The organism is Agromyces luteolus, assembly GCF_009729855.1.
Taxonomy (GTDB): domain Bacteria; phylum Actinomycetota; class Actinomycetes; order Actinomycetales; family Microbacteriaceae; genus Agromyces; species Agromyces luteolus.
Genome location: NZ_WODA01000002.1, coordinates 100622 through 127181, shown reverse-complemented (window position 1 = coordinate 127181; position 26560 = coordinate 100622). Strand labels below are relative to the sequence as shown.

The following is a 26560-nucleotide window of genomic DNA, read 5'->3' as shown; positions in this document are numbered from 1 at the left end:
ACCGCCGCGTCACACCCCCGCGAGCGGCCGGGCCGAGGCGTAGGCGTCGGGCATCGTCGCGATCGTCGAACCGTAGAGCCGCGCCGGGAACGCCTCGCCCGCGGCGGTCGGCCAGGCGGGGTCGGCGCCGCGGACGAACGCGACGACGTCGGCGTGCAGCCGGTCGGCGAGGCCCTGCGGTGGGCGCACGCCCGCGACCGCGGGAACGTGCCCCTCGGGCAGGACGTCGAACAGGAACGGGACGTCGAGGCAGTGCACGGCCGCGCCGGACACGGGCGAGCGCCATGAGAAGCGGTACGCCCACGTGGCGGCGGGCGCCGCGCCATCCGTCGCGGCCACGGTCGCACCGAGCTCGCGCGCCGCGACCGTGCGCACGAGCGGCGCACGGAACACGTGATCGCTCACGTACCGGCCGAGCACGGCGGCCGTGCCGTGCAGGCCCTCGCCGCGGTTCGCCTCGAGCCAGGCCGAGCGGCGCGGTTCGGCGAGTCCGAGGCGCTTCAGCGCGGACTTCCGCGGCACCCACCGGAGCCGCCCGGCCGCCGCGCGGAACGCCGCCGAGAACTCGTCGTCGGTGGTGCCGAGCACGAGCGGCACGGACGCGCCGACACCCGACGCGAGCGACGACGTCGTGGTCGCCGGCAGCAGGTCGCCGTCGACGACGGGTCCGATCGGGAGGCCGTCGGCCACGAGCTGCGCACCGCCGCCCCGGGTCCCGCGCGCCGCGCGGAGAGCCTCGCGCTGCAGCTGCCGCACCCGCTCCTCCGACAGCGAGCGCAGCCCGTCGAGGTCGGGACGGATGCCGCCGAGCTCGCCGATCCGGCGCGCGAGCGCTTTCGCGCGGTCCCGCGACACGTCGGCGACGGCCGGGGAGGCCGCCCACACGCGGTGGAACAGGCCCCGCGCACGCGGCATCCCGAGCAGGGTGAGCACGGCTCCGCCGCCCGCGGACTGCCCGGCGACGGTCACGCGTCCCGGGTCGCCGCCGAACGCCGCGACGTTGTCGCGCACCCATTCGAGTGCCAGCAGCCAGTCGAGCACGCCGCGGTTCGCGGGTGCGCCCTCGATCCAGCCGAACCCGTCGAAGCCCAGCCGATACGACACGTTGACCGTGACGACGCCGTCGCGGTTGAACGTCCGGCCGTCGTACCAGGGGCTCGCGGGCGAACCGGCGACGTAGCCGCCGCCGTGGAACCAGACCAGCACCGGCAGGCCCTCGGCACCGGCGCCGGCACCGGCCGGCCCCGGCGCCGGCGTGAACACGTCCACGTTGAGCGTCGCCTCGCCCGGCACCGACGGCTCGGGGATGATCGTGGCACCGGGGTCGCCGCGCTGCGGCGTGGGCCCGTGCTCGAGCGCGTCCCGCACGCCCTCCCAGGGCCGCGCGGGCTCGGGCGGGGCGAATCGGAGCTCGCCGACGGGCGGTTCGGCGAATGGGATGCCGAGGAACGCCGCCGACGCCCCGGGCGCACCCGGCTCGCCCCGCCACCTCCCGCGCACTGCGCCCGCCCGCGTCATGGCCTCGACGGTGGGCGCGGGATCGGGCACGGTGTCTCCTTCGGTCAGGCGTCGGCCGGAGCGGCGGGCGGCTCGAGCAGGCGGAGCAGCGTCGCGACGTGCTCGGCCATGTCGATCGTGGGGTCCGTGAGCCACTGGACCTGCAGGCCGTCGGCCGCCGCGAGCAGGAGCATGGCCGCCTGCTCGGCGTCGACATCGGCGCGGGCGGTGCCCTCGGCCTGCATCCGGCGGATGTCGCCGGCCACGGTCTCGCGGAAGGCCCGCGTCCGCTCGGTGAAGAACGCGTGCGCCGGATGCGCGGCATCCGTCGCCTCGGCCGACAGGCGCACGTAGAGCTGGATGAGGCCGGGGACGTCGGCGTTGCGGCCGATCGTCTGCCGGAACCCCTCGAACACGGACCTCGTGCCGGTCTCGTCCTCGGAGCGCGCGAGGTCGGCCTCGTCGCGCTTGCGGAGCACGGCGGCGAAGAGCTCCTCCTTGGTGCCGAAGTAGTGCAGCAGGCCGGCCTGGCTGAGCCCGACGGCCTCGGCGAGCTCGCGCACCGACGCCCGGCCGTACCCCTCGCGCGCGATGACCTCGAGCGCGGACGTGAGGATCTCCTCGCGCTTCGCGACGCCCTTCGCGTACGACCCCCGCCGTGCCATGTCATCGATCCTAGGTTGCGCGGCCCGGTCGGACCGTCAAGGGGTTGGGGTCGGATGCCTCGCGGCGTACTCTCCCGAGAGGGCGCCCGATCGGGGCCGCCCGTCCGACACGCGAGGGGGACGCATGCCGAAGACCGCTGCCGACCGCGACGCCCGCCGTGCGGCGAAGCGCGCGGTGAAGGAGGCCGAACGGGCGGAGAAGGAGGCGCGCAAGCTCGCGTCGTCGCTGCCCGAGCCGGCGAAGTCGCGCGTGAAGTCGGCGGCCTCGGCCGAGAAGCGCCGCATCGTCATCGTCAAGCGCGAGGCCGATCGCGTGCCGTACGCGGCCCGGCGTGCCGCCAGGCGCTCGTCGGCGCGGCTCGAGCGGGTCGCGGTCCGCTACGGCACCGCGGGCGGGCGGGCGTCGTCGGCCGACGCGTCGCGCACGGGCGGAGCCGCGAAGTCCATCGAGCGCCAGCGCAAGCAGGTGAAGCGGCCCTCGAACATGGCGATCGTGAGCGGGTTCCGCACGCTGTTCGCGACCATCACGACGCCCACCGACCAGGATCGCGCACGCACGACCGCGAAGGAGCGCGTGCGGCGCATGAACCGCAGAGGATGACGTGACGACGCGCACGCCGACGCGATGCCGCCGCGTCACCGGATCGTAAGGAACCTCCTCGATCCGGCGCAGGGGGGACGGGCAGGGTTGAGCCATGGACACGGTGGGGGTCATCGGGGGCACGGGACTCGCCGCACTGATCGACGGCGAGGCGCGCGAGCACGCCACGCCGTTCGGCACGGCCGCCGTCACCTCGGGTGAGCTCGGCGGCCGTGCGGTCGTCTTCCTCGCGCGGCACGGCGACGGCCACACGATCCCGCCGCACCGCATCAACGCGCGCGCGAACGCGTGGGCGCTCGCCGACCTCGGCGTGCGCGCGGTCGTCTCGACGGCGGCCGTCGGGTCGCTGCGCGCCGAGTTCCCGACGCAGTCGTGGGCGATTCCCGACCAGCTCCTCGACCGCACCGCCGCCCGCGACGACACGTTCTACGACGGCTCGCTCGTACGCCACCTGCCGTTCGCCGACCCGTTCTGCCCAGAACTGCGGCGCGTCGCGATCGAGGCGGTGCCGGATGCCGCGCCGCGGGCGACCGTCGCGGTGATCCAGGGTCCGAGGTTCTCCACGCGGGCCGAGGCATCCGTCCTGCGGGACGCCGGCGCGGACCTCGTGAACATGACGCTCTGCCCCGAGGTGGCGCTCGCGGCCGAGCTCGGCATGGGCACCGCGACGCTCTGCCTCGTGACCGACACCGACACCGGCCACGTCGAGGACGACCCCGACGCGGTCACGGCCGAACTCGTGTTCCGCCGCCTCGCCGAGGCGAGGCCGCGGGTGCTGGCGTCGCTCGAGCGGATCGTCGCCGCGATCCCGGCCGAATACGCGCCCCGCGAACTCATCGACGACGAGGCGATCGCGCACGTGCTCGGACTCCCGGTGGCGCGATGACGGTCCTCGTCACCGGCGGTGCCGGGTTCATCGGCGGCGAGGTCGTGCGGCTCGCCCTCGAGCGGGGCGACGCGGTGCGGGTGCTCGACTCGCTGCGACCCGACGTGCACGCGGGAACCGTCGCACCGCCGGACGGCGTGGAGCTCGTGCACGGCGACGTGCGCGACCCGGCGGTGCTCGATCGGGCCCTCGACGGGGTCGAGGCGGTGTTCCACGAGGCGGCGAAGGTGGGCCTCGGCGTCGACCTGCAGGACGCGCCCGACTACGCCGCATCGAACGTGCTCGGCACGGCCGAGCTCGTCGCGGCGATGGCCCGGGCGCGCGTGGGCCGGCTCGTGCTCGCGTCGTCGATGGTGGTCTACGGCGAGGGCGCGTACCTCGACGCCGAGGGGCGGCGGCGCCGGCCCGCCGCGCGCACGGTCGCCGACCTGGACGCCGGTCGCTTCGAACCGCGAGACCCCGGGACGGGGCATCCGCTCGCCCCCGACCTCGTCGACGAGGATGACGCGCTCGACCCGCGGAACGTCTACGCGCTGACGAAGCTCGCGCAGGAGCACCTCGCCTCGGCGTGGGGGCGCGCGACCGGCAGCCGGGCGGCGCTGCTGCGCTACCACAACGTCTACGGGCCGCGGATGCCGCGGGACACTCCCTATGCCGGTGTCGCGGCGATCTTCCGCTCGTCGCTCGCGCGCGGCGAGGCGCCCCGGGTCTTCGAGGACGGCGCGCAGCGCCGCGACTTCGTGCACGTGACGGATGTCGCGGCCGCGAACCTCGCGGCGGCCGACGCGCTCGGCGGGTTCCCGGCCGGCACGGCCCGGGCGTTCAACGTCGGGTCGGGCGTGATCACGACGGTGGGCGAGCTCGCCTCCGGGCTCGCCCGGGCGATGGGCGGCCCGGATCCGGTCGTGACGGGGGAGTACCGGCTCGGCGACGTGCGGCACATCACCGCGTCATCCGCCCGGGCCCGGGCCGAGCTCGACTGGGCGCCGCGCGTCGCGCTCGACGACGGGCTCGCCGAGTTCGCCGCGGCCGGAGCGGCGCGATGAACCACGGGAGCGGCGAGCGCGGCGGGTCGCCGCACGTCGACCTCGTGCTCCCGTGCCTCGACGAGGAGCGCGCGCTGCCGTGGGTGCTCGGGCGGCTGCCCGACGGCGTGCGCGCGATCGTGGTCGACAACGGCTCCACCGACCGCTCGGCCGAGGTCGCGCGCGAGCACGGCGCGACCGTCGTCACCGAACCGCGGCGCGGGTTCGGCGCCGCCGCCAACGCGGGCCTCGAGGCGGCGACCGCGCCGCTCGTCGCGTTCTGCGACGCCGACGCGTCGCTCGACCCCGCCGACCTGCCGCGGCTCGTCCGGCTCGTGGACGCAGGGGAGGCCGACCTCGTGCTCGGTCGGCGACGGCCGACCAGCGGGTCGGCCTGGCCGCTCCACGCCCGGCTCGCGAACCGGGTGCTCGCCGCGCGCATGACGCGGCGCACGGGCACGCCGCTCCACGACCTCGGGCCGCTGCGGGTCGCCGAGACGGCCCGCCTGCAGGCACTGGGCATCCGCGATCGCCGAAGCGGCTTCCCGCTCGAGATGGTGCTGCGGGCCGCGGCCGACGGATGGCGCATCCGCGAACTCGACGTGCCGTACCGGCCGCGCGAGGGGCGGTCCAAGGTGACGGGCACCGTGCGCGGCACGCTCACCGCGATCGGCGACATGTCGCGCATCTTCCGCGAGGTCCACGCATGACCGCCGTGGCGGTGATCGCGAAGGAGTGCCGGCCGGGTCGCGTGAAGACCCGGCTGACCCCGCCGTTCATGCCCGAGGAGGCCGCCGCGCTCGCCGCGGCCGCGCTCGACGACACGCTGGAGGTCGTCGCCGCGTTGCCGGTCGACCGGCGCGTGCTCTACTTCGACGGCGAGGCCGCCCCCGAGGCTGCGGCGGGGTTCGACGTGCTCGCGCAGTCGTCGGGCGACCTCGACGAACGGCTCGCGCACCTGTTCGACGCGGTCGACGAGCCGCTGCTCCTCGTGGGCATGGACACGCCGCAGCTGACCGGCGCGCTCGTGGCGGCGGCGCTCGGCGTCGGCGACACCGACCACTCGACCGACGCCTGGCTCGGCCCGGCCGCGGACGGCGGCTTCTGGGCGCTCGCGATGCGCGAGCCCGACGGCGCGGTGATCCGCGGCGTGCCGATGTCGCGCGACGACACCGGACGGCTCCAGCTCGCACGGCTGGAGGCCGCCGGGCTCGTCGTGGGCCTGCTCGACGAGCTCACCGACGTCGACACGGCCGAGTCCGCGGCATCCGTCGCCCTCGCGGCACCGGACACCCGGTTCGCGCGGCTGCATCGGGAGCTCACTGGGGGACGGCGATGAGCGCCCCGCCGCTCCGGCCGGCGCCCGCGACCACCGCGCCGGCGGCACCGGAGCGGGCCGGTCGGAACGGCGCGGGATCGAGTCGGCACGGCCCGTCGCCCGAGCTCGCCGCCTTCGGCGCCGGTCGCGGAGAACCCTACGTGCGGCTGCTGGCCGGACAGGACATGGCCTCGCTGTCGCTTCGCGGCGCCGACGGCTCGTCCCATCGGCTCGACGCGGGCAGCTGGGTCCGGCCCGCGGGGGAGGCGGACCTCACTGTGATCGACCGCGCGACCGGTCCGCTCCTCGACGTGGGCTGCGGTCCGGGGCGGATGCTGCACGCGGCCGGCGCACGTTCGCTGCCCGCGCTCGGGATCGACGTCATGCCGCACGCCGTCGAGCGCGCCAGGCAGGCGGGCGGCCTCGCGCTGCGGCGGTCGGTGTTCGAGCGGCTTCCGCTCGAGGGGCGCTGGCGGAGCCTGCTGCTCCTCGACGGCAACATCGGCATCGGCGGAGCACCGGCCCTGCTGCTGCGACGATGCGCGGAGCTCGTCGCCGAGGGCGGCCAGGTGCTCGTCGAGGTCGACGCCGACGCCGACCTCGCCGTCGTCGGCCACTGCACGCTCGTCGACGACGACGGGCGAGAGAGCTCGCCGTTCCCGTGGGCCCGTGTCGGGTGGGCGGCCGCGGCCGCCCTCGCGTCCGACGCGGGGCTCGTGGTCGTCGAGCACTGGGACGCCGCCGGGCGTCACTTCGTGCGTGCGGCGCGCGCGGCGCGGACGACCGCGATGCGCGAGGCGCGCAGCGCGATCGCGGCGAGCGCGAGCAGCACGGCCCAGATGACCGCGAGCGCGATGCCGTAGGAGCCGACGAGGATCGTCGGGTTCGGGTTGCCGAGCGTCGACGCGACGAGCGCCGGCACCGTGATCGCCGTGAGGATCGCACCGACGACGAGGGCGCCCTGCGCGATCGCGACGCCCCGATCGCCGACCCGCCCGCGCACGCTCGCGGCGCCGAGCCCGACCGCGACGACCACGGGCGCGACGACGCCGTCGTGCAGCAGGATCGCCGCGCCCACCCACACGGCGATGCCGATCCACTGCGACGGATCGATCTCGGTCAGCACCAGGAACCCGCCGTACGCGGCGAGCCCGAGCCCGACGGCGATGAGGAGGCCGCGCGCCGCCCTCATGCCGTCACCTCGATCCGCCGCAGCCACTTCGTCTGCATGACCCCGGGTCGCCCCGGCGCGATGATGCGCGCCGGGTAGCCGTGGTCGACGTCGAGCGTGCCGCCGTTCAGCTCGAGCGCGACGAGCGTGAGCGGGTCGCGTGCGTACTGCGGCGGCATCTCCGTGCGCGCGAACGCGCCGCGCTCCTGCAGGCTCTCGATCCGGAGCGGCGCCGTCGGCTCCGCGGCATCCGCTGCCGCGAGCAGGTCGACCATCCGCACGCCGCGCCACGTCGCCGACTGGCTCCAGCCCTCGACGCATGCGATCGGCAGCACCTCCTCGGCCTGCGGCAGGGCGCGGAGGTCCTCGAGCGTGAAGTCGCGCGACCCGGTCGGGCTCGTGACCGTGAGCACCCAGTCCGGTGCCACGGCCGTCTCGGTGACGCCGGCCTGCGCGGCCGTCCGGTTGATCGGCAGGCCCTGCGGGCCGACGCCCATCCGGCGCGGTGCGAGCACGTTGAGCGGTGCGAGCGCGGGCACCGTCTGGCCGGCCGTGAGCGCGACGGCGGAGGTCGCGGCGGCGCCGACCGCGACGAGGAATCCGCGACGGGACACGAACCGGCCCGTGGCATCCGCTCGGTCGCCCGTCGGCCGCCGCCAGACCTTGGCGATCACCGGGAGCTTCACGCCGAGGTGGATCGCGAGGGCGCCGATGAGCACCCACGCGAGTGCGAAGTGCGTCGCCCGGAACGAGAAGGGGAACGCGTACCACTGCACGAGGTTCATCAGGCCGATCGTCACCTCGACGAGCGAGACGCCGACGAGCACCGCGATCGACGCGCGCTCGAGGAGGTGCGACACCGACCGCACGGGCGGCCAGGTGAACAGCCGCGGGTAGACCGTCCAGAGCTTTGCGAGCAGCAGCGGCACCGCCGCGGTGCCCGTGATCACGTGCAGGCCCTGCGTCACCCGGTAGAGCTCGACCGGGCGGGTCGGCATCGGCAGCCACGGCAGCGGGTCCTGCAGCAGGTGGCTGTAGACGCCCGTGCCGAAGCAGATGAGGAAGGCGGCCCCGAGCAGCCGGCCGACCACGACCGTCGTGCGCGCCGACTTCACCTGCGGGTCGGATGCCGCGTCGTGCGCGGCGCCCATCAGCGGCTCGAGTCGTTCGGCGATCCGGGCCGAGGCGCGTTCGGTGAGGCCGGCCATGGTTCCAGTCGACCACCGGGTCGCCGCGGATGCGAGGGGTGGACCTTACGGTTCGCGGACGCGCGACGTCGGCGTTCCGTAAGAAGTCCACCCCTGCCCGGGCGGGCGCGCCGTCCGTAGTCTCGGAGGGTGCAGGTCGATCCCCGTCGTCGCAGGCTGGTCGCCGTCGCGCCCTGGATCGGGCTCGGGATCGCGCTCGCCCTCATCGCCCTGGCGATGATCGTGCCGCCCCTCCTCGGCCAGAGCGTGCACATCATGTCGTTCCCGCCACTGCACGCCGAGTGGATGCCGCGGCTGGGGCCGGGCACGCTTCCGGCCGTGCTGCTCGCGGTCGCCGCATCCGTCTGGGGTGTCCCGCTCGCGCGCCGGCTCCGCTGGGGCGCACTGCTCGCGATCGCGTACGCCGCCGCGGTCGCGTGGATGGTCGCCCTCGCGACGGTCGACGGGTGGGACGGGATCGGTCGGATCCTCGAGCACCGGTACGAGTACCTCGGCACGGCGCGCGAGGTCACCGACTTCGGCGCGACCCTCCGCGACTACATCGCGCACATCCCGCTCGACTCCGAGGACAACTGGCCGGTGCACATCGCCGGGCACCCCCCGGGTGCGCTGCTGTTCTTCGTCGTCCTGGTGCGGCTCGGCCTCGGCGGCGGGCTCGCGGCCGGGTTCGTCGTGCTCCTCGTCGGCGCGACCGCCGCGCTCGGGGTGCTGACGCTGCTCCGCCGGCTCGGGGCCGAGGATGCCGCGCGCCGAGCCGCACCGTTCCTGGCCATGGGACCCGCGGCGATCTGGTTCGCGGTCTCGGCCGACGGCATGTTCGCGGCAGTCGCCGCGTGGGGGCTGTGCGCCCTCGGGTTCGCGGCGACCGCCGGCCGACTCGGGGCGATGGCCGCGTGGAGCGTGCTCGCGGGCCTGCTGCTCGGCTACTGCGTGATGCTCTCGTACGGCCTGCCGATCCTCGGGATCCTCGCGCTCGCCGTGCTCGCGCTCGGCCGCGACTGGCGACCGCTGCCCATCGCGGCGCTCGCGGCGCTCGCCGTCGTGCTCGCGTTCGCGGCGTTCGGCTTCGCGTGGTGGGAGGCGTTCCCCGTGCTCGTCGAGCGCTACTGGGACGGCGTCGCGAGCCGCCGCCAGTTCACTTACTGGGTGTGGGGCAACCTGGCCGCGCTCGCGATCAGCGCCGGCCCGCTCGTCGGCGCCGCGATCGCCACGACGGGTGCACGGGCGATCGGATGGCGTTCGGAGGTTCGGCCCGAGCGCGTGGTGATCGTACTCGCGCTCGCCGCGGCCGCCACGATCGTCGCCGCCGACCTCTCGCAGATGAGCAAGGCCGAGGTCGAGCGCATCTGGCTGCCGTTCGTCCCGTGGCTCCTCGTCGGCACCGCACTCCTCACCGAGCGCTGGCGCCGCGCCGGCTTCGCCGGCCAGCTCGCCTTCGCGCTCGTCGTGCAGCACCTGCTCGTCACGAGCTGGTGAGGTTCGGACGCGACGCCTCGGCCGAGCACCGCCACCCCGGTACCGCCACCCGTCTCCCGTGACGCTGCGCCATCGACTCGCTCAGGCGCCCGCGGAACCGCCACCCCCGGAACGGCGCGGAACCGCCACCCGCGGCACCGCCACCCGCGGCACCGCCACCCGCGGAACCGCCACCCGCGGCACCGCCACCCGCGGCACCGCCACCCCAGTACCGCGCCCCGCGGATACCCTCTTCCGCAAGACGAGGGAGAAAGGTATCCCGGGAATACCTTTCTCCCTCGTCGTGGCGTAGGGGTATCGGCCGCTGCCGGGCCGGGGGCGGCCGTGCCGACGGCCAGGTCCGGCCTGCGGCGCAGCGGCGAGTCGCCCGCGTCCGGCGAACGACGGGGGCGGATGCCACGGCGCACGGCACGTGGCATCCGCCCCCGCTCGGGGCCGCCGGTCAGGCCGACTCGGCGGCCTCCTTCGCGAGGATGTGCTCGCGCCGGCGGTCGAGCTCGGCCTCGAGGGCGAGGCGGTCGCGCTTGAACGGGCGGTAGAGCAGCGAGAGGAACAGGCCGTTGACGATCATGAGGACGACGACGAGCCAGAACATGACGGCCTGCATGCCGATGGCGTCGGCGAGGAACCCGGCCGTGAGCGTGTAGATCGCGAACGCCACCGACTCGATGATCGAGACGAAGATCGCGAACGCCGCGCCGCGGAGCTCGGGCGGCACGACCGCCATGACGAGCGGGCGGTTCACGCCGGGGTTCAGGCCCATCGTGAGGCCGACGAGGCCGAAGAGCACGAGGAACGGGACGATGCCGCCGTACGCGACCTGCGTGGCGAAGAACGCGACGATCGCGAAGAGGAACTGCGCGGCCTGGAGCAGGCCGACCCGACCGTAGTTCGGGCTCAGCCGGTTCAGCACGTCGGCGACGTAGCCGCCGATGATCGTGCCGAGCAGGTACCCGATGCCGAATGGCGCCATGACCGTCGCGGCCACCGCAGTGTCGAAGCCGTAGACCTGCACGAGCAGCACGACGCCGAAGGCGGCGAGCAGCAGGTGGCTCGAGAGCAGCCGGCTGCCGAGGAGGATCAGGTAGCTCGGGATCTTCACGAGCGAGACGACCTTCGCCCAGGTGATCTTCGACTCCGCATCACGCTCGGCCTGCGTGAAGCCGCGCAGCTGCGTCTCGCCGTTGCCCGTGCCGGGGTCCTTGAAGAACACGACGATGAGGAGGCCGAACAGCACGTTGATCGCCCCGAACACGAAGAATCCGTAGCGCCAGCCGTCCTCGACGTTCGCGAGCTGGCCGATGAGCGGCGCGAGCACGGCAGAACCCGCGGCGACGCCGCCGTAGAGCCAGCCGACGACGCGACCGCGCTTCCTGTCCTCGAACGAGTCGCCGATCACCTCGGGAACGATCGCGTGCGCCGCGGCCGGACCGGCCGCCATGATCGTGTAGAAGATCAGCAGCTGCGTGAAGTCCTGCGCGAAGCCCGCCGCGATGCCCCACAGGCCCCAGAACCCGGTCGCGATCGCGAGGATCCACTTCCGCGAGAACCGGCGGGCGAGGTACACCCAGATCGGCCCGGCGACCGCGCCGACGATGCGGCCGGCCGCGGCGAGGATGCCGAGCGCGCTCGTCGCGAGTCCCAGCGCCGCCTGGATGACGGGGAACAGCGTCGTCGAGATGCTGCCCTCGCCGCCGTCGACGAGCATCGAGCCGCCGAGGACGACCAGGTTGGTCTTGCGGCGCTTCGGCGCAGCCGACCCGTCGGGGGTCGGCGCACTCGCCTCCGGCGCGCCGGGCGACGCCGCGGGGGCGGGGTGCACGATCGCGCTCGGCGCGGTGCGTACGTCATTGGACATGGTTCACTCCTTCGTGAGGGTACTGCGGTACTGCGGTCGATGGGTCGGTCGGGAGGGCGGCCCGTTCAGGCCGGGTCGAGTGCGACGGATGCCGCGGCATCCGCCTCGGTCAGCTCCGCCGCGAGGGCGGCGAGGAGTGGGCGGGGCAGGAGGCCGATCATCATCGAGGCGACCTGCAGCAGCGTGAGCCGGCCGGCCATCGCGACCACCGGACCGCCGGCGAGCATCGGAGCGTGCCGGGCGAGGACGGCGCGGCTCGCGTCATCCGCCAGCAGTTGGGCGATCGGACGCTCGAGCGCCGCGCCGGCGTCGCCGAAGTCGGACGCGGTCACCGCGGGGAGCAGCGAGAGCTGGAGCATCTGCCACTGCGCGCCGACGAGCAGGTGCTCGTCGCCGAGGGCGCCGGTCTCGGGCAGGCCCAGGCGCACGAACTGCTCCGCGGGTGCGTCCGACGCGACGAGCAGGTCGCGGAGCGCGGTCGCGAGTTCGAGCTCGAGCGCGTCGTCCCGAAGGGGGTGCTGCTGCTCGGGGTCGGCCTCGAGGTCGAAGAGCTGCGTGCCGAACGCGTACGGCGAGACGAACGCCTGCGCCGGGGTCTTCAGCACCTTGAGACCCTTCGTGAACGCGAACCCGTCGACGAGCTCGGCGTGCGCGAGCTCGCCGGTGTGGAAGAACCCGTGCATGTGGGTCGGCATGAGCGTGTGCTCGTGGAGCGGCTGGTTCGCGGGCGTCGCGGAGGCGCGCATGTAGACGTACCGGCCGTCGGTCACGCACGCGTGGCCGCCGAAGACGCCGAACAGCCCGTACTCGCGGATCGGCTGGTCGTCGACGACGACCGGCGCGAGCGACGAGCCCTGCATGTCGTCGGTGGGCGCGATGCCGAAGAAGTCGAGCAGGGTCGGGCCGAAGTCGATCGTCTGCACGAGCGAGCCGCGGCGCTCGCCGGCGACGCCCGAGCGCGGGTCCCACACGAAGAGCGGGTTGTGGATCGTCTCGTCGTACCAGGGCTGCACGTTCTTGCCCCACCAGCCGTGCTCGCCGAGCATGAAGCCGTGGTCGGTGTTGACGATGAGCATCGTGTCGTCCCACAGGTCGTGCTCGTCCATGACGTCGAGCACGCGGCCGAGCGACCGGTCGCACATGGTGAGCAGCGCGGCGTACTCGGTGCGGGCGTGCTCGACGGCCTCGGGCACCTCGGTCACCTTGGCGTAGTCGGGCCAGTCGAAGTGCGGCCCGTCGTACCCGGTCGCGTAGTGGCGCTTGTAGTCGGCGTAGCTGAAGAACGGCTCGTGCGGGTCGAAGGTCTCGATCTGGACGAACCAGCCGTCCTGGTCGGCGTTGGTCTCGAGGAACTCGATGCCGGCGTCGAAGGTGCGCGTCTGCGGGTGGTCCTTCTCCTCCTGCAGGTGGCCGCGGTTGACCCAGTCCTGCCGCCAGAGCTTCGTCTTGAGCTCCTTCGACATGCCGAGCGACTCGGGGATCTCCGGGTCGGCGACCTGGCCCTTCCACGGGTCGCCCTCCTGCCCGCGGAAGAACTCGTGGGTCGAGTACCGCGTGTGGTAGGTCGCGCCGCCGTCCTCCCAGTAGTGCTGGTGGTCCGTCGCGAGGTGGGTGTGGATGCCCGCCGCGGTGAGCATCGCGGGGACCGAGTCGTCGAACGGCTCGAGCGGGCCCCACGACCGGTGCAGGAAGTTGTAGCGCGCGGTGTGCATCTCGCGCCGCGCCGGCATGCACGGCATCGACCCGCCGTAGCAGTGGTCGAACGTCACGCTGCGGGCGGCCAGCCGCTCGAAGTTCGGGGCGTGCACCCAGTCGCTGCCGTAGGGCGGCAGCATCCGTCGGTTCAGGCTGTCGAACATGACCATGATCGCCCTCATGAGCGCGCCTCCTCGGTGGGGGTGGCGGTGACGGATGCCTCGGCGACCGTGTCGCTCGCGATCTCGTCGACGAGCGACGCTCGCATCTCCTCGAGCCACTCGATCCAGCGATCGACGGACTCCTTGCCGAACTCGTGCATCGCGAGCCCGAGCCGTCGCGCCCGGGCGAGGTCGATCTCGGGGATGGGATCGGGATCGGCCATGGTGAGCGATCGCGTGCGGCTGCGGAGCACCTGGGCTCGGCGGTAGTCGAGCTCGGTGTCGATGACGACGATCGCGGCGGCCGGATCGAGCTGCGCGGTGAAGATGAACCGGGCGTTGAAGTCCGCGTCCTGGAAGCGGCTCGTGGGCTGGTAGGGCGAGTGCACCCACTCGACCAGCGCTTCCCGGCCGACGTCCGTGATCCGATAGACCTTCGCGTCGGGCCGCCCTTCGCGCGGGTCGACGTGGAACTCGACGAGGCCGTTGGTGACCATGCGGCCGAGCTCGCGGTAGATCTGGCTGTGGTGCGTGTTCGACCGGAGGAACTGGCCCTCGGTGTCGAGCCACTTCATCAGCTCGTAGCCGTGCAGCGGCTTCATGGCCAGCAGCCCCAGCAGGACGTTCTCGAACTTCATCGTTGCTCCTTATGTGCATCGTCACACATGTAACTAGTGTTATAACGGTCTGAGAAAACCGTGTCAAGCTCGGATTTCAGGCATCCAGCCCTTGAGGCTGAAAACCTAGTGCTATACAGTTTTCGCAACTCAGCGACGAGAAAGGCGCATCATGACCGACATCCTCCAGAACGGCGCAGCGGCAGCGGCCGTCGATCCCGCGGCGTTCGCCACGACACCCGCGGCCGACATCGTCGCGACGCTCACGACCGAGGAGAAGGCCGCCCTCACGAGCGGCGAGAGCTTCTGGACCACCAAGCAGGTCGGCCCCGTGCCGTCGATCATGCTCACCGACGGCCCGCACGGCGTGCGCAAGCAGGACGACAGCGCCGACCACCTCGGCATGGCCGCATCCGTCCCCGCGACCTGCTTCCCGCCGGCGGTCGCCCTCGGCTCCTCGTTCGACCCCGAGCTGCTCGAGCGTGTCGGCGTCGCGCTCGGCGAGGAGTCGCGCGCCGAGGGCGTCGGCGTGCTCCTCGGTCCGGGCATCAACATCAAGCGCTCGCCGCTCTGCGGCCGCAACTTCGAGTACCTCTCCGAGGACCCGCTCGTCTCCGGCGTGCTCGGCTCCGCGCTCGTTCGCGGCGTGCAGTCGCAGGGCGTCGGCGCGTCGCTCAAGCACTACGCGGCGAACAACCAGGAGGACGACCGCATGCGCGTGTCGGCCGACATCGACCCGCGCCCGCTCCGCGAGATCTACCTCCGCGGCTTCCAGCGCGTCGTCGAGGACGAGCAGCCGTGGACCGTCATGTGCTCGTACAACCGTGTGAACGGCGTCCCCGCCTCGCAGAACCCGTTCCTCCTCACCGAGGTGCTCCGCGACGAGTGGGGCTTCGACGGGCTCGTCGTCTCCGACTGGGGCGCCGTCACCGACCGGGTCGCCGCGCTCGCCGCAGGGCTCGACCTCGAGATGCCCGCCAACGGCGGCCGGTCCGACGCGCAGGTCGTCGCCGCGGTCGAGGCCGGCGAGCTCGACGCGTCGGTGCTCGACACGGGCGCCCGCCGCGCCGTCGAGCTCGCGCAGAAGGCCGTCGCCGGCGCCGACCCCGACGCCGCGTACGACGTCGACGAGCACCACGCGCTCGCCCGCGAAGCCGCGGCGAACAGCATCGTGCTGCTGCGCAACGAGGGGTCGCTGCTGCCGCTCGCGCCCGAGGCATCCGTCGCCGTCATCGGCGAGTTCGCGCGCACCCCGCGCTTCCAGGGCGGCGGCAGCTCGCACGTCAACGCCACGCGCATCGACGCCGCGCTCGAGTCGATCCGCGAGGTCGCCGGCGCGGACGCCGTGACCTTCGCGCCCGGCTTCACCATCGACGGCTCGGATGCCGCGGGGCTCGCCGACGAGGCCGTGGCCGCCGCCTCCGCGGCCGACGTGGCCGTGCTCTTCCTCGGGCTGCCCGCGAGCCTCGAGTCCGAAGGGTTCGACCGGCGCGACATCGAGCTGCCCGCCGCGCAGCTCGAGCTCGTCGACCGCGTGCTCGCCGCGAACCCGAACACGGTCGTCGTGCTCTCGCACGGCGGCGTCGTGCGCCTCGCGCCGTTCGCCGACCGTGTCCCCGCGATCCTCGAGACGTGGCTGCTCGGCCAGGCGGGCGGCTCGGCCGTCGCCGACGTGCTCTACGGCGCGGTGAACCCGTCCGGCCGACTCACCGAGACCGTGCCCGTGCGGCTGCAGGACACCCCCGCGTGGGGCAACTTCCCCGGCGAGCACGGGCACGTGCGCTACGGCGAGGGCCTCCTCGTCGGCTACCGCTGGTACGACGCGCGCGAGCTCGAGGTGACCTACCCGTTCGGCCACGGCCTCTCGTACACGACGTTCGAGTACGGCGACGCCGTCGTGAGCTCCGACGACGACGGGCTCCTCGTCCGCGTGCCCGTGACGAACACCGGCGACCGCGACGGCGCCGAGGTCGTGCAGGTCTACAGCTCGCTCCCCGGCTCGACGGTCTCGCGCGCTCCGCGCGAGCTGAAGGGCTTCGCCAAGGTGTCCCTGGCCGCCGGCGAGCGGCGCGACGTCGAGGTCCGCGTGCGCCGCACCGACCTCGCCTACTGGGACACCCGCGTCGACCTGTGGATCGTCGAGGGCGGCGAGTACACGGTCGAGGTCGGGGCGTCGAGCCGCGACGTCCGCTCGGTCGCGACCGTCGACGTCGAGGCCGACCCGGTGCGGATCCCGCTCACGATCGAGTCGACGATCAGCGAGGTCATGGCGCACCCCGTCGCCGGTCCGATCGTCGGCCAGGCGCTCGCGGCCATGGCGGCCGACCTGCTCGGCGGGGGCGACCCGACGGGCGAGGCCACCGCCGAGCAGCCGGCCGAGACCGCCGGCGGGCTCGGCCTCGACGCCGAGGGCATGATGCAGATGATGGGCGCGATGCCCATCGGCCGCGCCGCGATGTTCCCCGGGTCGGCGTTCGACCTCGAGCAGATCGAGCAGCTCATCGCCGTCGCGAACGCCCCGATGGCCTGACGCACGACGACGGGGCTCGGCTCGCGCGGAGGCGCCGGCCGAGCCCCGACGCGCGCCCGCGTCGGTTCAGTCGATGGGGAGCACGCAGGTCGGCGCCGTGAGGTCGAGCACACGGCGGGTCGCGCCCGTCACGAGGTCGACCTCGACGAGCGCGTCGCCGAGCTGGGCCGCGACCGCGACCGTGCGGTCGTCGAGGTGCGCGTGGTGGCGCGGCCACGATGCGCCGATCGCGTGCTCCTCGGCGAGGCGCGGGTGCGCGGCATCCGTCGCCTCGAAGACCGAGACCGTGTCGCGCCCGCGCACGAGGGCGGTGAGCAGCCGGCCCGATGGGGCGTGGTCGAGGTGCGAGGGCTGCACCACGTCGTCGGGGCCGGACGACGCCCGGGCGACGGTCGGCGTCGAACCCGCCGGCCGGAACGACGACGCGTCGACCTCGAAGGTGTGCAGGTCGCCGTCGAGCTCGCCGACGACGTGCAGCAGGCCGCCGCGGACGACCATGTGCCGAGGTCCGGTCCCCGGCGGGACGTCGAGCGTCCGCGTGATCCGGAGGGCGGGCGCGCCGTCGGCGCCGTGCTCGACCGCGAATTCGTGGATCGCGTCGCCGCCGAGGTTGCTCACCACGTGGGTGCCCCAGGGCGTCGCGACGATCTCGTGCGCGTGCGGGCCCTCCTGGCGGTCGGGGACCGGTCCGCCGCCTGCCGGCAGCGGCAGCGTGACGGGCGTGCCGAGCGCCCCGGCGTCGTCGACCGGAACCGCGGTGATCGAGCCGGACGTGTAGTTCGCCACGAGCACGACGCCGAGCTGCGGCGCCGCGACGACGTGGCACGGGTCGGCCTCGCCGTGCTCGACGACGGCGATCGGGGTGATCTCGTCGCCGTCGAGGCGGTAGCTCGCCACCGACCCGGAGGCGTTCTCGAGCACCGCGAAGACGAGGTCGCCCGATCGTGCGACGAACGACGGGTTCGAGGCGGTCGCCGACGTCACGATCCGCCACGTCCCGTCGGCCGAGCGCTCGGCGAGGTGCACCGCGGGCGCCGGTCCGTCGGGGGTGTACGACCCGAGGAGGAAGCGTCGGCTGCGGGGCTCCATGCGCGCGGACATGGTTCAGACCCTAGTCGGCATCCGATCCGCCGCCTGCTCGGCCGCCGCGGCGACCGGCCGCGCGACCGGCACGAGCCGGGTGAGCTGCGTGACGTGCTTCGGGGTCAGTTCGTCGAGCGTCGCGACCTCGAGCAGCTTCATCGTGCGGACGATCTCGGTGCGCAGGATCTCGATGGTCTTGTCGACGCCGCGGCGCCCGCCCGCCATCAGGCCGTACAGGTAGGCGCGGCCGACGAGCGTGAAGCGCGCGCCGAGCGCGATCGACGCGACGATGTCGGCGCCCGACATGATGCCGGTGTCCACGTGCACCTCCAGGTCGCCGCCGACCTCGCGGACGACGTCGGGCAGCAGCAGGAACGGCACGGGCGCGCGGTCGAGCTGGCGGCCGCCGTGGTTCGAGAGCACCACGCCATCGACGCCGCGGTCGGCGAGGAGCTTCGCGTCCTCGACGGTCTGCACGCCCTTGACGACGATCTTCCCGGGCCAGATCTGCCGGATCACGTCGAGGTCGTCGAACGAGATCGTCGGGTCCATGGCGGAGTCGAGGAGCTCGCCGACCGTGCCGCCCGTCGACGAGAGCGAGGCGAACTCGAGCTTCGGGGTCGTGAGGAAGTTGATCCACCACGCCGGGCGCGGGAGCGCATTGATCACGGTGCCGAGCGTGAGCTGCGGCGGGATCGAGAAGCCGTTGCGCTTGTCGCGCAGGCGCGCGCCCGCGACGGGCGTGTCGACCGTGAAGAACAGGGTGTCGAAACCGGCGGCGGCGGCACGTTCGGCGAGGCCGTACGAGATCTCGCGCTGCTTCATGACGTAGAGCTGGAACCAGTTGCGGCCGTGCGGGTTCGCGGCCTTGACGCCCTCGATCGAGGTGGTCCCGAGCGTGGACAGCGTGAAGGGGATGCCCGCCGCGCCCGCGGCGCCGGCACCCGCCTCCTCGCCCTCGGTCTGCATCATGCGGGTGAAGCCCGTCGGCGCGATGCCGAACGGCAGGGCGCTCGGGCCGCCGAGCACCTCGCGGCTCGTGTCGACCTCGGGCACGTTCCGCAGGATCGACGGGTGGAACTCGATGTCGAGGAACGCCTGGCGGGCACGGGCGAGCGAGATCTCGGCCTCGGCCGAGCCCTCGGTGTAGTCGAACGGCGCCTTCGGCGTGCGGCGCTTCGCGATCGCACGCAGGTCGGCGATCGTGAGCGCCTTCTCGAGCCGCCGGTCGGTCGGGTTCAGGGTCGGGGTCTTGAACTTCATGAGCTCGGCGAGCTCGCGGGGGTTCGGCAACTGGCGCTGGACCATGCTGGTGCTCTCTTTCCTACGGGAGGTCGGACGCGCCGGGCGCGCCGGCGTCGGTGTCGGTCTCGGGGGAGATCTCGGCGTAGTACCCCGAGATGTGGTCGTGGATGCGGGTGCGCGCGGCCGTGGCATCCGCTGCCCGGATCGCGTCGAGCACGCCGCGATGCTCGGCGCGCAGCCGCGCGGAGGTCGTCGCCCAGTCGGCGATGCGCCCCTGGCCGGCGAGCGCGTAGCCCTCGATGCCGCTGCGCAGGCCCGCCATGGTCGCCGTGACGACCTGGTTGCCGGATGCCTCGGCGAGGGCGAGGTGGAAGGCGGCGTCGAGCGCGAGGAACTCGGCCGGGTCGAGGCCGGGGTCGTCCATCGCGTCGAGCAGGCGCTCGGCGGCGGCGAGGTCGGGGGCGGATGCCGCGTCCCGCGCGCCGGCGGCGAGGTCGCCCGCGACGTGCGTCTCGAGGAGCAGTCGGGTCGCGACGATGTCGTCGACCGGGAAGCCGTTCGCGGCGACCTGCAGGCGCATCAGCGCGCTCATCCCGCCGCCGGGGGTGGCGATGATGATCGCGCCCGCGGTCGGCCCCGACCCCGCGTGCGTGCGGATGAGCCCGAGCACCTCGAGCACGCGCAGCGCCTCGCGCACGCTCGACCGGCCGACGCCGAGGTCGGCCGCGAGCTGGCGTTCGCCCGGGAGCCGGTCGCCGGGGGCGAGCTCGCCGTCGAGGAGCTTCCGCTCGACGTGCTCGAGCACGGCCTGCCACGCGCGCGGCTCGATCGAGCGAGCGGATGCCTCGTCGCCCATGCCGTCTCCCTCGCGCGTCCGGGGCGCGGCGCTCAGGCCGGGCCCTCATGTGGTCAGACCACAGAATACCAGATGTGGTCAGACCACACGGGCGAGTCTGGGGCCTTTGGTCACTGGCCGATGACGGGGGCATGGGACAGGCTTGGGCGCATGAGCGGATATGCCGACCCGGAGCGATCGCAGGAGCGCCTGAGCGATGCCGAGCGCGAGGAGGCCGTCGGGCACCTCATGACGGCGCAGGCGGAAGGGCGCCTGACGACCGCGGAACTCGCCGAGCGATCCGCGTCGGCGCGCTCCGCCGTGACCCGCGGCGACCTCGCGCCGCTGTTCGCGGACCTTCCGGGGGCCGCATCTCGACCCGCCGCCCCGACCGTATCGGAGCCACCCCCGACCTGGGCGCCCGTCCCCGAGCCGACGGCGCCGATGGGACGACGGTCCCGAGCCCTCGGCGGTCGGGTCGGCGACACGCTCATGGCGCTCTCGCCGTTCGTCGCGCTGCTGCTGTTCTTCGGGTTCGGCTTCTGGACGCCGGGCGGGTTCACCTGGTCGTGGCTGTTCTTCTTCCTCATCCCGATCGCGGGCATCATCATCTACGGCGGCGGGTCGGCGACGGAGAAGAACCGCTGATCGGAGCGTGGACGACGCGGATCAGTCCCCGCGATCCCACCGCATCTTGACGCGGAAGTTCGCGGACGAGTCCCCGGTCGCGATGAAGGCGCCCACCTCGAGGCTCAGCTGGATCCCGAACTCGACCTCGACCTCATCCGGCGCGTCCTCGGTGTCACGGAGCTGGCGGATGAGCGAGACCACAGCGGGACGCGCGTGCGCGAGGACCTCGTCGAGGTTCTGACGCGTGCGTTCCATCAGGCCCCCGCCGCGGAGTGTGACCCCGGGGGCGACGGGATCGTCCGCGATCACCTGGTCTGCGACCTGGACGGCCACCTCGTCGCCGTCCGCCGTCGTGTAGATCGCCACTCGCTGCATTCCGCTCATCTCCTCTCGATCCGGGTCCCGATCCCGGTCACTGGGCGGGAACGTGGGTCACCGTCACCTCGAACGAGCCGCGGTTGTCGCCCGGGCGCGTGTCGTTGACGCCGAGGTACAGCGACCCGTCGACCGGGCAGATGTACTGCTCGAACGAGCCGATCGCGAAGGGCGGCTCATCGGTGTCCTCGAGCGCGCCGATCAGCTCGCCGGTGTTCGCCGACTCGAGGAGCCGCGTCTCCGGCGACGTGCCGTCGGCCAGGCCGTCCGGACCGATCGCCGCCGTGGCCGTCGCATCCAGCCAGGCCTCGCCCGTCGCCGTGATGTCGAGCCGGTCTCCGGCTTCGCACCAGACCCCCGATTCGGTGGAGTCGGCATCCGCCTCCACGGTCACGACGGTCCGGTCGGTTCCCCCGATGCCCTGGACGGTGGTGCCGGACCCATCGCCGGCGCCCTCCCAGGGACGCAGCACGAAGAGCACCCCTGCGGCGATCGCCACGGCGACGACGCCTCCGGCGACCCACCGGAACGCGGGGCGGGCGAGCATGCCTCGGATCGCCTGATCGCCCGGCGGCGGCGCCGCCGCGGAAACGGGCGCCATCGGCGGGGCGGCTCCGGACCCGTCGGACGGCGGCGTGGCTGAGCCGACCCACTCCGCGGGTCGCGTGAAGAGCCGGCCGTCGTCGCCGCGCAGGTACAGCACGGGCGTGACCCATTCCAGGGTCCCGCGGCCCGTGCCGAGGATGTCGATCCGTCCGCTGCGCACGGCCTCGTCGACCGCGCGGCCGTTCGCGAGCGCGGTGTAGAAGCCGCGCGCGAACGCGAGCGCCGCGCCGTCGCTGATCGGGAACTGCATCGCGACGACCGCGTGGATGCCGCTGTGCGAGAGCGCCGCGGCGGTCCCGGAGAGCAGGTCCGACCGGCTGGCGGCGCCGGACTCGCAGGAGTTCAGCACGACGAGGCGAGGCGTCGGCTCGGCCTCGTCGAGGAGGTCGGCGAGCGCGTGCGCCGGCACGAGGTCGGCGCGACCGTCCGTGCCGACGAGTGCGAGCACGCCCTCGTCGGCGACGTCGTCGTAGTCGCCGTGCCCGATGAAGTGGAGCACGTGCCACTCGTCCTCGAGGAGGGTGCGGTGCACGCTCGCCCACGACGCCTGTTCGAGCCACTCGAGGCGGACGAGGCCGTGCTCGGCCTGCGGCCGGAGGGCCTCCTCGAGCCGGTCCCGCTCGGCGGGGACGTCCAGCGGCGGAAGGCCGCGCGGCGACGACACCATGGCCAGGACGCGCAGCGGCGGCTGCACCGCGAGCGGCGACGGATTCCCGGCCGTGACGTGCCGCACGAGCGGCTCGCGACGGCACAGGTAGGTCCCGCTCGAGGGGTCGTACAGCGTCTCCCAGGGCAGCGCGGCCAGTTCGGGCGCGGTCAGCCGCAGCGCCAGCCGGAGATCGCTCCCGCGCTCGGCGGCGATGGCGGCGCTCGTGCGGTACTCGGCCGCGACCTCGCCGCGGAAGGCTGCCGCGAAGAGACGCTCGCCGACGTCGCGGAGCGCGGCTTCATTCGCGGGCACCACCCGGCGTGCCGCGACCGCCGACGAGAGCACGCTCGCCTCGAGCAGTGGAAGGAGGCCGGCGAGGTCGTCGACGTCGAGCCGGATCGTCTCGACCGGGTCGCCGCCGCCCGTGGAACGGACGACGCGGACGAGGTAGGAGCCGGCGTCAGGGCCGGACCCGATCTCCAGCTCCATCACGGTGTCCATGCGCGAACCGTGTCGCCTCGGCGCGCAGGCCGCGACCGGGCCGACACTGAGATCATCTCACTTCCGCCACCGCGACGGCGGGAACTCAGCCCTTCTTCGGCCGGATGCGCACGCGGTTCTGGCCGGTGGTCTCATCCAGTTCGACGACGCCGCCCCGCGACTTGAGGAAGTCCGTGAACGACGCGAACCCGAGACGCCGCTCCTGGAACGACGGATCCATGCGCAGCATCTGGTTCTTCACCGCCCCGCTCGGCTGCCACTCCTCGTCGGACTTCGCGCGGAGCAGTTCGAGCGCCTTCAGCAGGAGCCGGCCGGGGTTCCGCGTGGTCCCCGCGGGCGTCTCGTCCGCGGCCTGGCCCGGGGCCATGAACTGCACGGCGGTCGTCGGCGCCGACTGCTTGTCGTCGGTGGTGTCGGCCGCTGCATCGGCGGATGCGGCATCCGTCGCCTTCTTCGACGAGGCGCGCCGTCGGCGTGCCGGTGCCGGCTCGTCCTCCTTCGGCGTCTCAGGCGACTCCGCCTTCTTCGCGGACGCGGTCGCGGACTTCCCGCCCCGCGGCGAGGTTCCCTGTGCCGCCGCGGCACCCGCCTCGTCGTCGGCCACGGCGGCATCCGTCGCCAGCAGCGCGTCGTAGTCGGCGTACTCGTCGCACGCGGCCGTGAGCGCGCGGCTCGTGCCGCCGGCGACGCCGATGCCGACCACGTAGCGGCCGAGGCGCTTGGCCTTCTGCGCGAGCGCCACGTAGTCGGAGTCGCCCGCGACGATCACGATGTGCGAGAGGTCGTCGATGCGGAACATGTCCTCGACCGCGTCGACGGCGAGCCGGATGTCGGCGCCGTTCTTGGTCGCGGACAGCGGGAAGAGCTGCACGAGGTCGACCGCGCGGTCGATGAGCTGGCCGCGATAGCTGGCGTTCACGGGCGTCGACCAGTCGGCGTACGCGCGCGCGATCGCGATCGTGCCGAACGTCGCCGCGAAGTCCAGGACCGCGTCGACGTCGACCGTCGCCTCCTTCAGGCGCTCGGCCGCCTTCGTACCGGGCGAGACCGACTTGGTCCGCGAGGTGTCCTTCCGGTACTGGCTGTCGCCGTGCAGCTGGTCGTACCGCGAGATGACGATGTTGTCGAAGTCGAAGTAGAGCGCGACGCGGGGTTCTGCCGAAGCGGGCATGGGGACCTTCCGTCGGGGTGTCCCTCGATCGTATGCCCGGTCGCCCGCGGGCCGACAGGGAGCGCGCGGCGAGGCTCAGGCCGCCGCGGCCACCGCGTTGTGCAGTTCGTCGGCGTCGACGCCGAACCGGCCGAAGCCGCCGCCGAGGTTCGTCAGGAGCACGAAGCACACGCCGAGCGACGGCGTCACCCAGAACTCGGTGCCCGCCCAGCCGCCGTGCCCGAACGTGTCGGTCGTGAGGAGCCCGGGTGCGGAGTGGCGGAGGTTCCACGTGAAGCCCCAGTCCTGGCCCCGCGAGGCGGGGTAGGGCTCGAGCTTCGGCAGCCCGGCGGTGAGGGGCCGCAGCATCGCGGAGGCGGTGACGGGTGCGACCACCGCGCCGTCGTTCCGGAGCAGCGCGCTGCCGAGCGCGAGCAGGTCGGCCGCGCGGCCGAGCAGCCCGGCACCCGGATGCCGCAGCGCGGCGAACCGCGCGTAGTCGAGACTCTGCGCGGCGGCGTCGACGGGCGCGTGCGGCGAGGCGCCGGCGTCGAAGGTGAGGCCGGAGGCATCCGCTCGCCCGGCGACGTCGTCGACGGCCCGCTCCCACGGTGCGCCCGAGGCGTGCTCGATGAGCGCCGCGATGCCCTCGAACGCGATGGTCGAGTAGCGCGAGACCGTGCCGGCGGCGAAGTCGCGGCCGGGTGCGAGGAGGGACGGGCGGAGCCCGTCGGGCGTGTCGAGCGGCGGCTCGACGATGCCCGAGGTGTGGCTCGCGAGGTGGCGGAGCCGCACGACGTCGTCGCGGCCGGCGCCGAAGCCGGGCAGCGCGCGCTCGAGCGGCGTGTCGGGCGTGAGGCGCCCCTGCTCGACGAGGCGGAGCGCCGCGAGCCCGACGATCGGCTTCGTGATCGAGAACAGCGGGTAGTGGTCGTCGACGGATGCCTCGCCGAACGCGTCGAGCGCGACGACGCCGTCCGCGTTCGCGACGCCGAGCACGGCGTTCGGCAGCGGCCCGTCGGCGACGTTGCGGCGGACCCAGTCGAAGGCGTGGTCGAACTGCGGCATGGGGTCGGATCCTCTCGTGGTGCAGCGCGGGGGTGCAGGCCTGGGGGCGTGGACGGATCAGGTGCGGAGCACGACGTTGCGCGGGGCGTCGCCGCGCAGCATCCGCTCGATCTGGTCTCGAAGGAGCCGCGCCATGCGCGGCATCATCGCGGTCGTCGCACCGCCGACGTGCGGCGAGACCAGTACGTTCGGCAGCGCGAACAGGGGGTGGCCCTCGGCCAGCGGCTCGGGGTCGGTGACGTCGAGCGCGAAGCGCAGGCGGCCGGTGGTCGCCTCGGCGAGGATCGCGTCGGTGTCGGCGACCGCGCCGCGGGCGACGTTCACGACGAGCGCGCCGTCGGGGAGCGCCGCGAGGAAGGCGGCGTCGACGAGCCGGGTCGTCTCGCCGGAGAGCGGCACGACGACGATGACCACCTCGGCGTCGGGCAGGAGCGCGGGGAGTTCGTCGACGCCGTGGATCCGTCCGCGCTCGTCGTCGCGGGCTCGGCTCGCGACACGGGTCAGCTCGACCTCGAAGCCCGCGAGGCGGTCCTCGATCGCGCGGCCCACGCCGCCGTACCCGACGAGCAGCACGCGTCGGTCGGCGAGGCTCGCGTGCCGCGCGGGCGCCCAGCGGCCCTCGTCCGCCGCGCGCACGAAGTCGGGGATGCCGCGCTGCGCCGCGATCGCGAGCCCGACCGCGAGTTCGGCGGTGGAGGTCTCGTGCACGGATGCCGCGTTCGCGAACACGTGCCCCGCTGGCAGCGCGTCGGGCACGTCGTCGTAGCCGATCGACTGCGACTGCACGAGCCCGACGTCGAGCCCGTCGAGCACCCCCAGGCGAGCCGACGCGCCCATGTAGGGCGGCACGGCGATGCCGATACGGCGAGCGGATGCCTCCGCCGGAGGCGGCCCGGCCATGTCCCACTCGACGATGTCGACGCCCGCGGGCACGCCGCCGGGCGTCTGCTCGAGCGCACGACGCAGGGTCGCACCCGGCACGGTGACGAGGAGGTTCGCGTGATCGGTCATGCGTCGATCCTTCCAGCGCCTGCGGGGCCGACCGCACCGATTGCGAGGCGGGTGCCGTTCGTGCCGCGGATGACGGTGCCCGCGGGCGCGGCCGCCGGATGGCTACGATGGCGCGCATGGACGAGGTGGACGCCGGGGCGGGCGCCGATCCGGCACGTCGAGGCGGCCGACCGCATCGGCGGCGCGGGCCCGACGACCTGCCGATCGAGGAGATGGGCGAGGCGCTGAAGGAGCGGGTCTACGCGACCTTCACCGGGCTCGCGATCGTGCTCGTGCAGCATGAGAACGCCGATCACATCACGGCCGGACGCGCGACCCTCACCCTGCTCGTCGGCATCGTGGCGATCACCGCGGCCGGGTTCGTCGCCGACGTGATCTCCCACCTCGTCGTGCACGCCGACTTCCCCCGTGGGGGCGAGCTCAGGCGGATGCTCCGGGTCGCCGGCTCCGCGCTCGGGTCGGCGAGCATCCCGCTCGTCATCCTCGTCCTCGCGGTGCTCGGTGTGTTCGAGCTCAAGGGGGCGCTCTTCGCGGCGTCGATCGTCTACATCGCGACGCTCGCGCTCATCGGCTACGTCGCGGTGCGCCGCAGCCGCCTCGCGTGGTGGGAGCAGCTCGTCGCGCTCGGCCTGCTGGTGCTCCTCGGCCTCGCGGTCGTGGGGCTCCAGCAGCTCGCGCACGGGCACTGACATGCGGTCG

Annotated in this window: 25 protein-coding genes; 10 read left to right on the top strand and 15 right to left on the bottom strand. The window is 73.7% G+C overall.

Translation table 11 applies throughout. From position 1 onward, the window contains the following. Positions 1-9: 9 nt before the first annotated feature. Both GLX25_RS00740 and GLX25_RS00735 read right to left on the bottom strand, forming a co-directional pair. Complete coding sequence (locus tag GLX25_RS00740; RefSeq protein WP_271192321.1) at positions 10-1548, bottom strand: carboxylesterase/lipase family protein; 1539 nt, start codon at positions 1546-1548, stop codon at positions 10-12. A gap of 14 nt (positions 1549-1562) precedes the next feature. Further along, positions 1563-2162: a TetR/AcrR family transcriptional regulator gene (locus GLX25_RS00735; protein WP_155840307.1), complete on the bottom strand. Its 600-nt coding sequence runs from the start codon at positions 2160-2162 to the stop codon at positions 1563-1565. A 124-nt stretch (positions 2163-2286) separates the two neighbouring features. Here GLX25_RS00735 and GLX25_RS00730 point away from each other — a divergent pair, with 124 nt between their 5' ends. From GLX25_RS00730 to GLX25_RS00705, 6 genes are all read left to right on the top strand, one after another. Continuing rightward, positions 2287-2763: a hypothetical protein gene (locus GLX25_RS00730; protein WP_155840306.1), complete on the top strand. Its 477-nt coding sequence runs from the start codon at positions 2287-2289 to the stop codon at positions 2761-2763. A gap of 94 nt (positions 2764-2857) precedes the next feature. Continuing rightward, the gene (locus GLX25_RS00725; RefSeq protein ID WP_155840305.1) at positions 2858-3649 is read left to right on the top strand and encodes an MTAP family purine nucleoside phosphorylase; all 792 of its coding nucleotides are present in this window, start codon (positions 2858-2860) and stop codon (positions 3647-3649) included. Next, positions 3646-4695, top strand: coding sequence for an NAD-dependent epimerase/dehydratase family protein (locus tag GLX25_RS00720; protein WP_155840304.1), 1050 nt, complete (start codon positions 3646-3648; stop codon positions 4693-4695). Before GLX25_RS00725 ends, GLX25_RS00720 begins: the two co-directional genes overlap by 4 nt. Next, a complete protein-coding gene (locus GLX25_RS00715; protein WP_155840303.1) occupies positions 4692-5384 on the top strand; it encodes a glycosyltransferase family 2 protein in 693 nt (230 codons plus the stop codon). Before GLX25_RS00720 ends, GLX25_RS00715 begins: the two co-directional genes overlap by 4 nt. Next, the gene (locus GLX25_RS00710) at positions 5381-6013 is read left to right on the top strand and encodes a TIGR04282 family arsenosugar biosynthesis glycosyltransferase (RefSeq protein ID WP_155840302.1); all 633 of its coding nucleotides are present in this window, start codon (positions 5381-5383) and stop codon (positions 6011-6013) included. Before GLX25_RS00715 ends, GLX25_RS00710 begins: the two co-directional genes overlap by 4 nt. Beyond that, positions 6010-6855: a class I SAM-dependent methyltransferase gene (locus GLX25_RS00705; protein WP_205719788.1), complete on the top strand. Its 846-nt coding sequence runs from the start codon at positions 6010-6012 to the stop codon at positions 6853-6855. The genes GLX25_RS00710 and GLX25_RS00705 overlap by 4 nt, the downstream gene beginning before the upstream one ends. On the opposite strand, the gene GLX25_RS00700 is transcribed toward GLX25_RS00705, so the two are convergent. Together GLX25_RS00700 and GLX25_RS00695 are read right to left on the bottom strand one after the other, a co-directional pair. Continuing rightward, on the bottom strand, positions 6741-7184 hold the full coding sequence (locus GLX25_RS00700; protein WP_155840301.1) for a hypothetical protein: 444 nt from the start codon (positions 7182-7184) through the stop codon (positions 6741-6743). The two genes, GLX25_RS00705 and GLX25_RS00700, sit on opposite strands and share 115 nt — an antisense overlap. Further along, the gene (locus GLX25_RS00695; protein ID WP_155840300.1) at positions 7181-8371 is read right to left on the bottom strand and encodes a molybdopterin-dependent oxidoreductase; all 1191 of its coding nucleotides are present in this window, start codon (positions 8369-8371) and stop codon (positions 7181-7183) included. The genes GLX25_RS00700 and GLX25_RS00695 overlap by 4 nt, the downstream gene beginning before the upstream one ends. Before the next feature lie 129 nt (positions 8372-8500). Between GLX25_RS00695 and GLX25_RS00690 the strand changes: the two genes are divergently transcribed. Further along, entirely contained in the window at positions 8501-9847 is a 1347-nt protein-coding gene (locus GLX25_RS00690; protein ID WP_205719787.1) for a hypothetical protein, read from the top strand. Positions 9848-10289: 442 nt separating this feature from the next. On the opposite strand, the gene GLX25_RS00685 is transcribed toward GLX25_RS00690, so the two are convergent. The 3 genes from GLX25_RS00685 to GLX25_RS00675 all read right to left on the bottom strand — a co-directional run bounded on the left by GLX25_RS00685 (position 10290) and on the right by GLX25_RS00675 (position 14199). Beyond that, positions 10290-11705, bottom strand: coding sequence for an MFS transporter (locus tag GLX25_RS00685; RefSeq protein WP_155840299.1), 1416 nt, complete (start codon positions 11703-11705; stop codon positions 10290-10292). Positions 11706-11770: 65 nt separating this feature from the next. After that, the gene (locus tag GLX25_RS00680; protein ID WP_155840298.1) at positions 11771-13582 is read right to left on the bottom strand and encodes a sulfatase; all 1812 of its coding nucleotides are present in this window, start codon (positions 13580-13582) and stop codon (positions 11771-11773) included. Further along, positions 13579-14199 carry a PadR family transcriptional regulator gene (locus GLX25_RS00675; protein WP_155840297.1) on the bottom strand — a complete coding sequence of 207 codons (621 nt, stop codon included), beginning with the start codon at positions 14197-14199 and terminating at the stop codon, positions 13579-13581. The genes GLX25_RS00680 and GLX25_RS00675 overlap by 4 nt, the downstream gene beginning before the upstream one ends. Positions 14200-14350: 151 nt before the next feature. On the opposite strand from GLX25_RS00675, the gene GLX25_RS00670 reads away from it, so the two are divergent. Further along, positions 14351-16708, top strand: coding sequence for a glycoside hydrolase family 3 C-terminal domain-containing protein (locus GLX25_RS00670; protein ID WP_155840296.1), 2358 nt, complete (start codon positions 14351-14353; stop codon positions 16706-16708). Between the two features lie 66 nt (positions 16709-16774). Here GLX25_RS00670 and GLX25_RS00665 read toward each other — a convergent pair whose 3' ends face one another. From GLX25_RS00665 to GLX25_RS00655, 3 genes are read right to left on the bottom strand one after another with little or no spacing between them, the layout of a single operon-like run. Beyond that, positions 16775-17809, bottom strand: a complete 1035-nt coding sequence (locus tag GLX25_RS00665; protein WP_155840295.1) for a lactonase family protein — start codon at positions 17807-17809, stop codon at positions 16775-16777. Between the two features lie 3 nt (positions 17810-17812). Next, the gene (locus GLX25_RS00660; RefSeq protein ID WP_155840294.1) at positions 17813-19099 is read right to left on the bottom strand and encodes an alpha-hydroxy acid oxidase; all 1287 of its coding nucleotides are present in this window, start codon (positions 19097-19099) and stop codon (positions 17813-17815) included. 16 nt (positions 19100-19115) lie between these two features. After that, positions 19116-19892, bottom strand: coding sequence for a FadR/GntR family transcriptional regulator (locus GLX25_RS00655; RefSeq protein ID WP_155840293.1), 777 nt, complete (start codon positions 19890-19892; stop codon positions 19116-19118). 150 nt (positions 19893-20042) lie between these two features. Between GLX25_RS00655 and GLX25_RS00650 the strand changes: the two genes are divergently transcribed. Next, positions 20043-20519, top strand: a complete 477-nt coding sequence (locus tag GLX25_RS00650) for a DUF1707 SHOCT-like domain-containing protein (RefSeq protein ID WP_155840292.1) — start codon at positions 20043-20045, stop codon at positions 20517-20519. 21 nt (positions 20520-20540) lie between these two features. Here the strand turns inward: GLX25_RS00650 and GLX25_RS00645 are convergent, their stop codons facing one another. The 5 genes from GLX25_RS00645 to GLX25_RS00625 form a co-directional block, all read right to left on the bottom strand. Further along, positions 20541-20885: a CU044_2847 family protein gene (locus GLX25_RS00645; protein ID WP_155840291.1), complete on the bottom strand. Its 345-nt coding sequence runs from the start codon at positions 20883-20885 to the stop codon at positions 20541-20543. Between the two features lie 28 nt (positions 20886-20913). Further along, on the bottom strand, positions 20914-22632 hold the full coding sequence (locus GLX25_RS00640; RefSeq protein ID WP_155840290.1) for a CHAT domain-containing protein: 1719 nt from the start codon (positions 22630-22632) through the stop codon (positions 20914-20916). Between the two features lie 85 nt (positions 22633-22717). Further along, the gene (locus tag GLX25_RS00635) at positions 22718-23803 is read right to left on the bottom strand and encodes an NYN domain-containing protein (RefSeq protein WP_155840289.1); all 1086 of its coding nucleotides are present in this window, start codon (positions 23801-23803) and stop codon (positions 22718-22720) included. Between the two features lie 75 nt (positions 23804-23878). Next, positions 23879-24850: a serine hydrolase domain-containing protein gene (locus GLX25_RS00630; protein WP_155840288.1), complete on the bottom strand. Its 972-nt coding sequence runs from the start codon at positions 24848-24850 to the stop codon at positions 23879-23881. Positions 24851-24907: 57 nt separating this feature from the next. Then, positions 24908-25861, bottom strand: coding sequence for a 2-hydroxyacid dehydrogenase (locus tag GLX25_RS00625; RefSeq protein ID WP_155840287.1), 954 nt, complete (start codon positions 25859-25861; stop codon positions 24908-24910). A 116-nt stretch (positions 25862-25977) separates the two neighbouring features. Between GLX25_RS00625 and GLX25_RS00620 the strand changes: the two genes are divergently transcribed. Further along, complete coding sequence (locus GLX25_RS00620) at positions 25978-26550, top strand: hypothetical protein (protein WP_155840286.1); 573 nt, start codon at positions 25978-25980, stop codon at positions 26548-26550. Positions 26551-26560 lie beyond the last annotated feature (10 nt).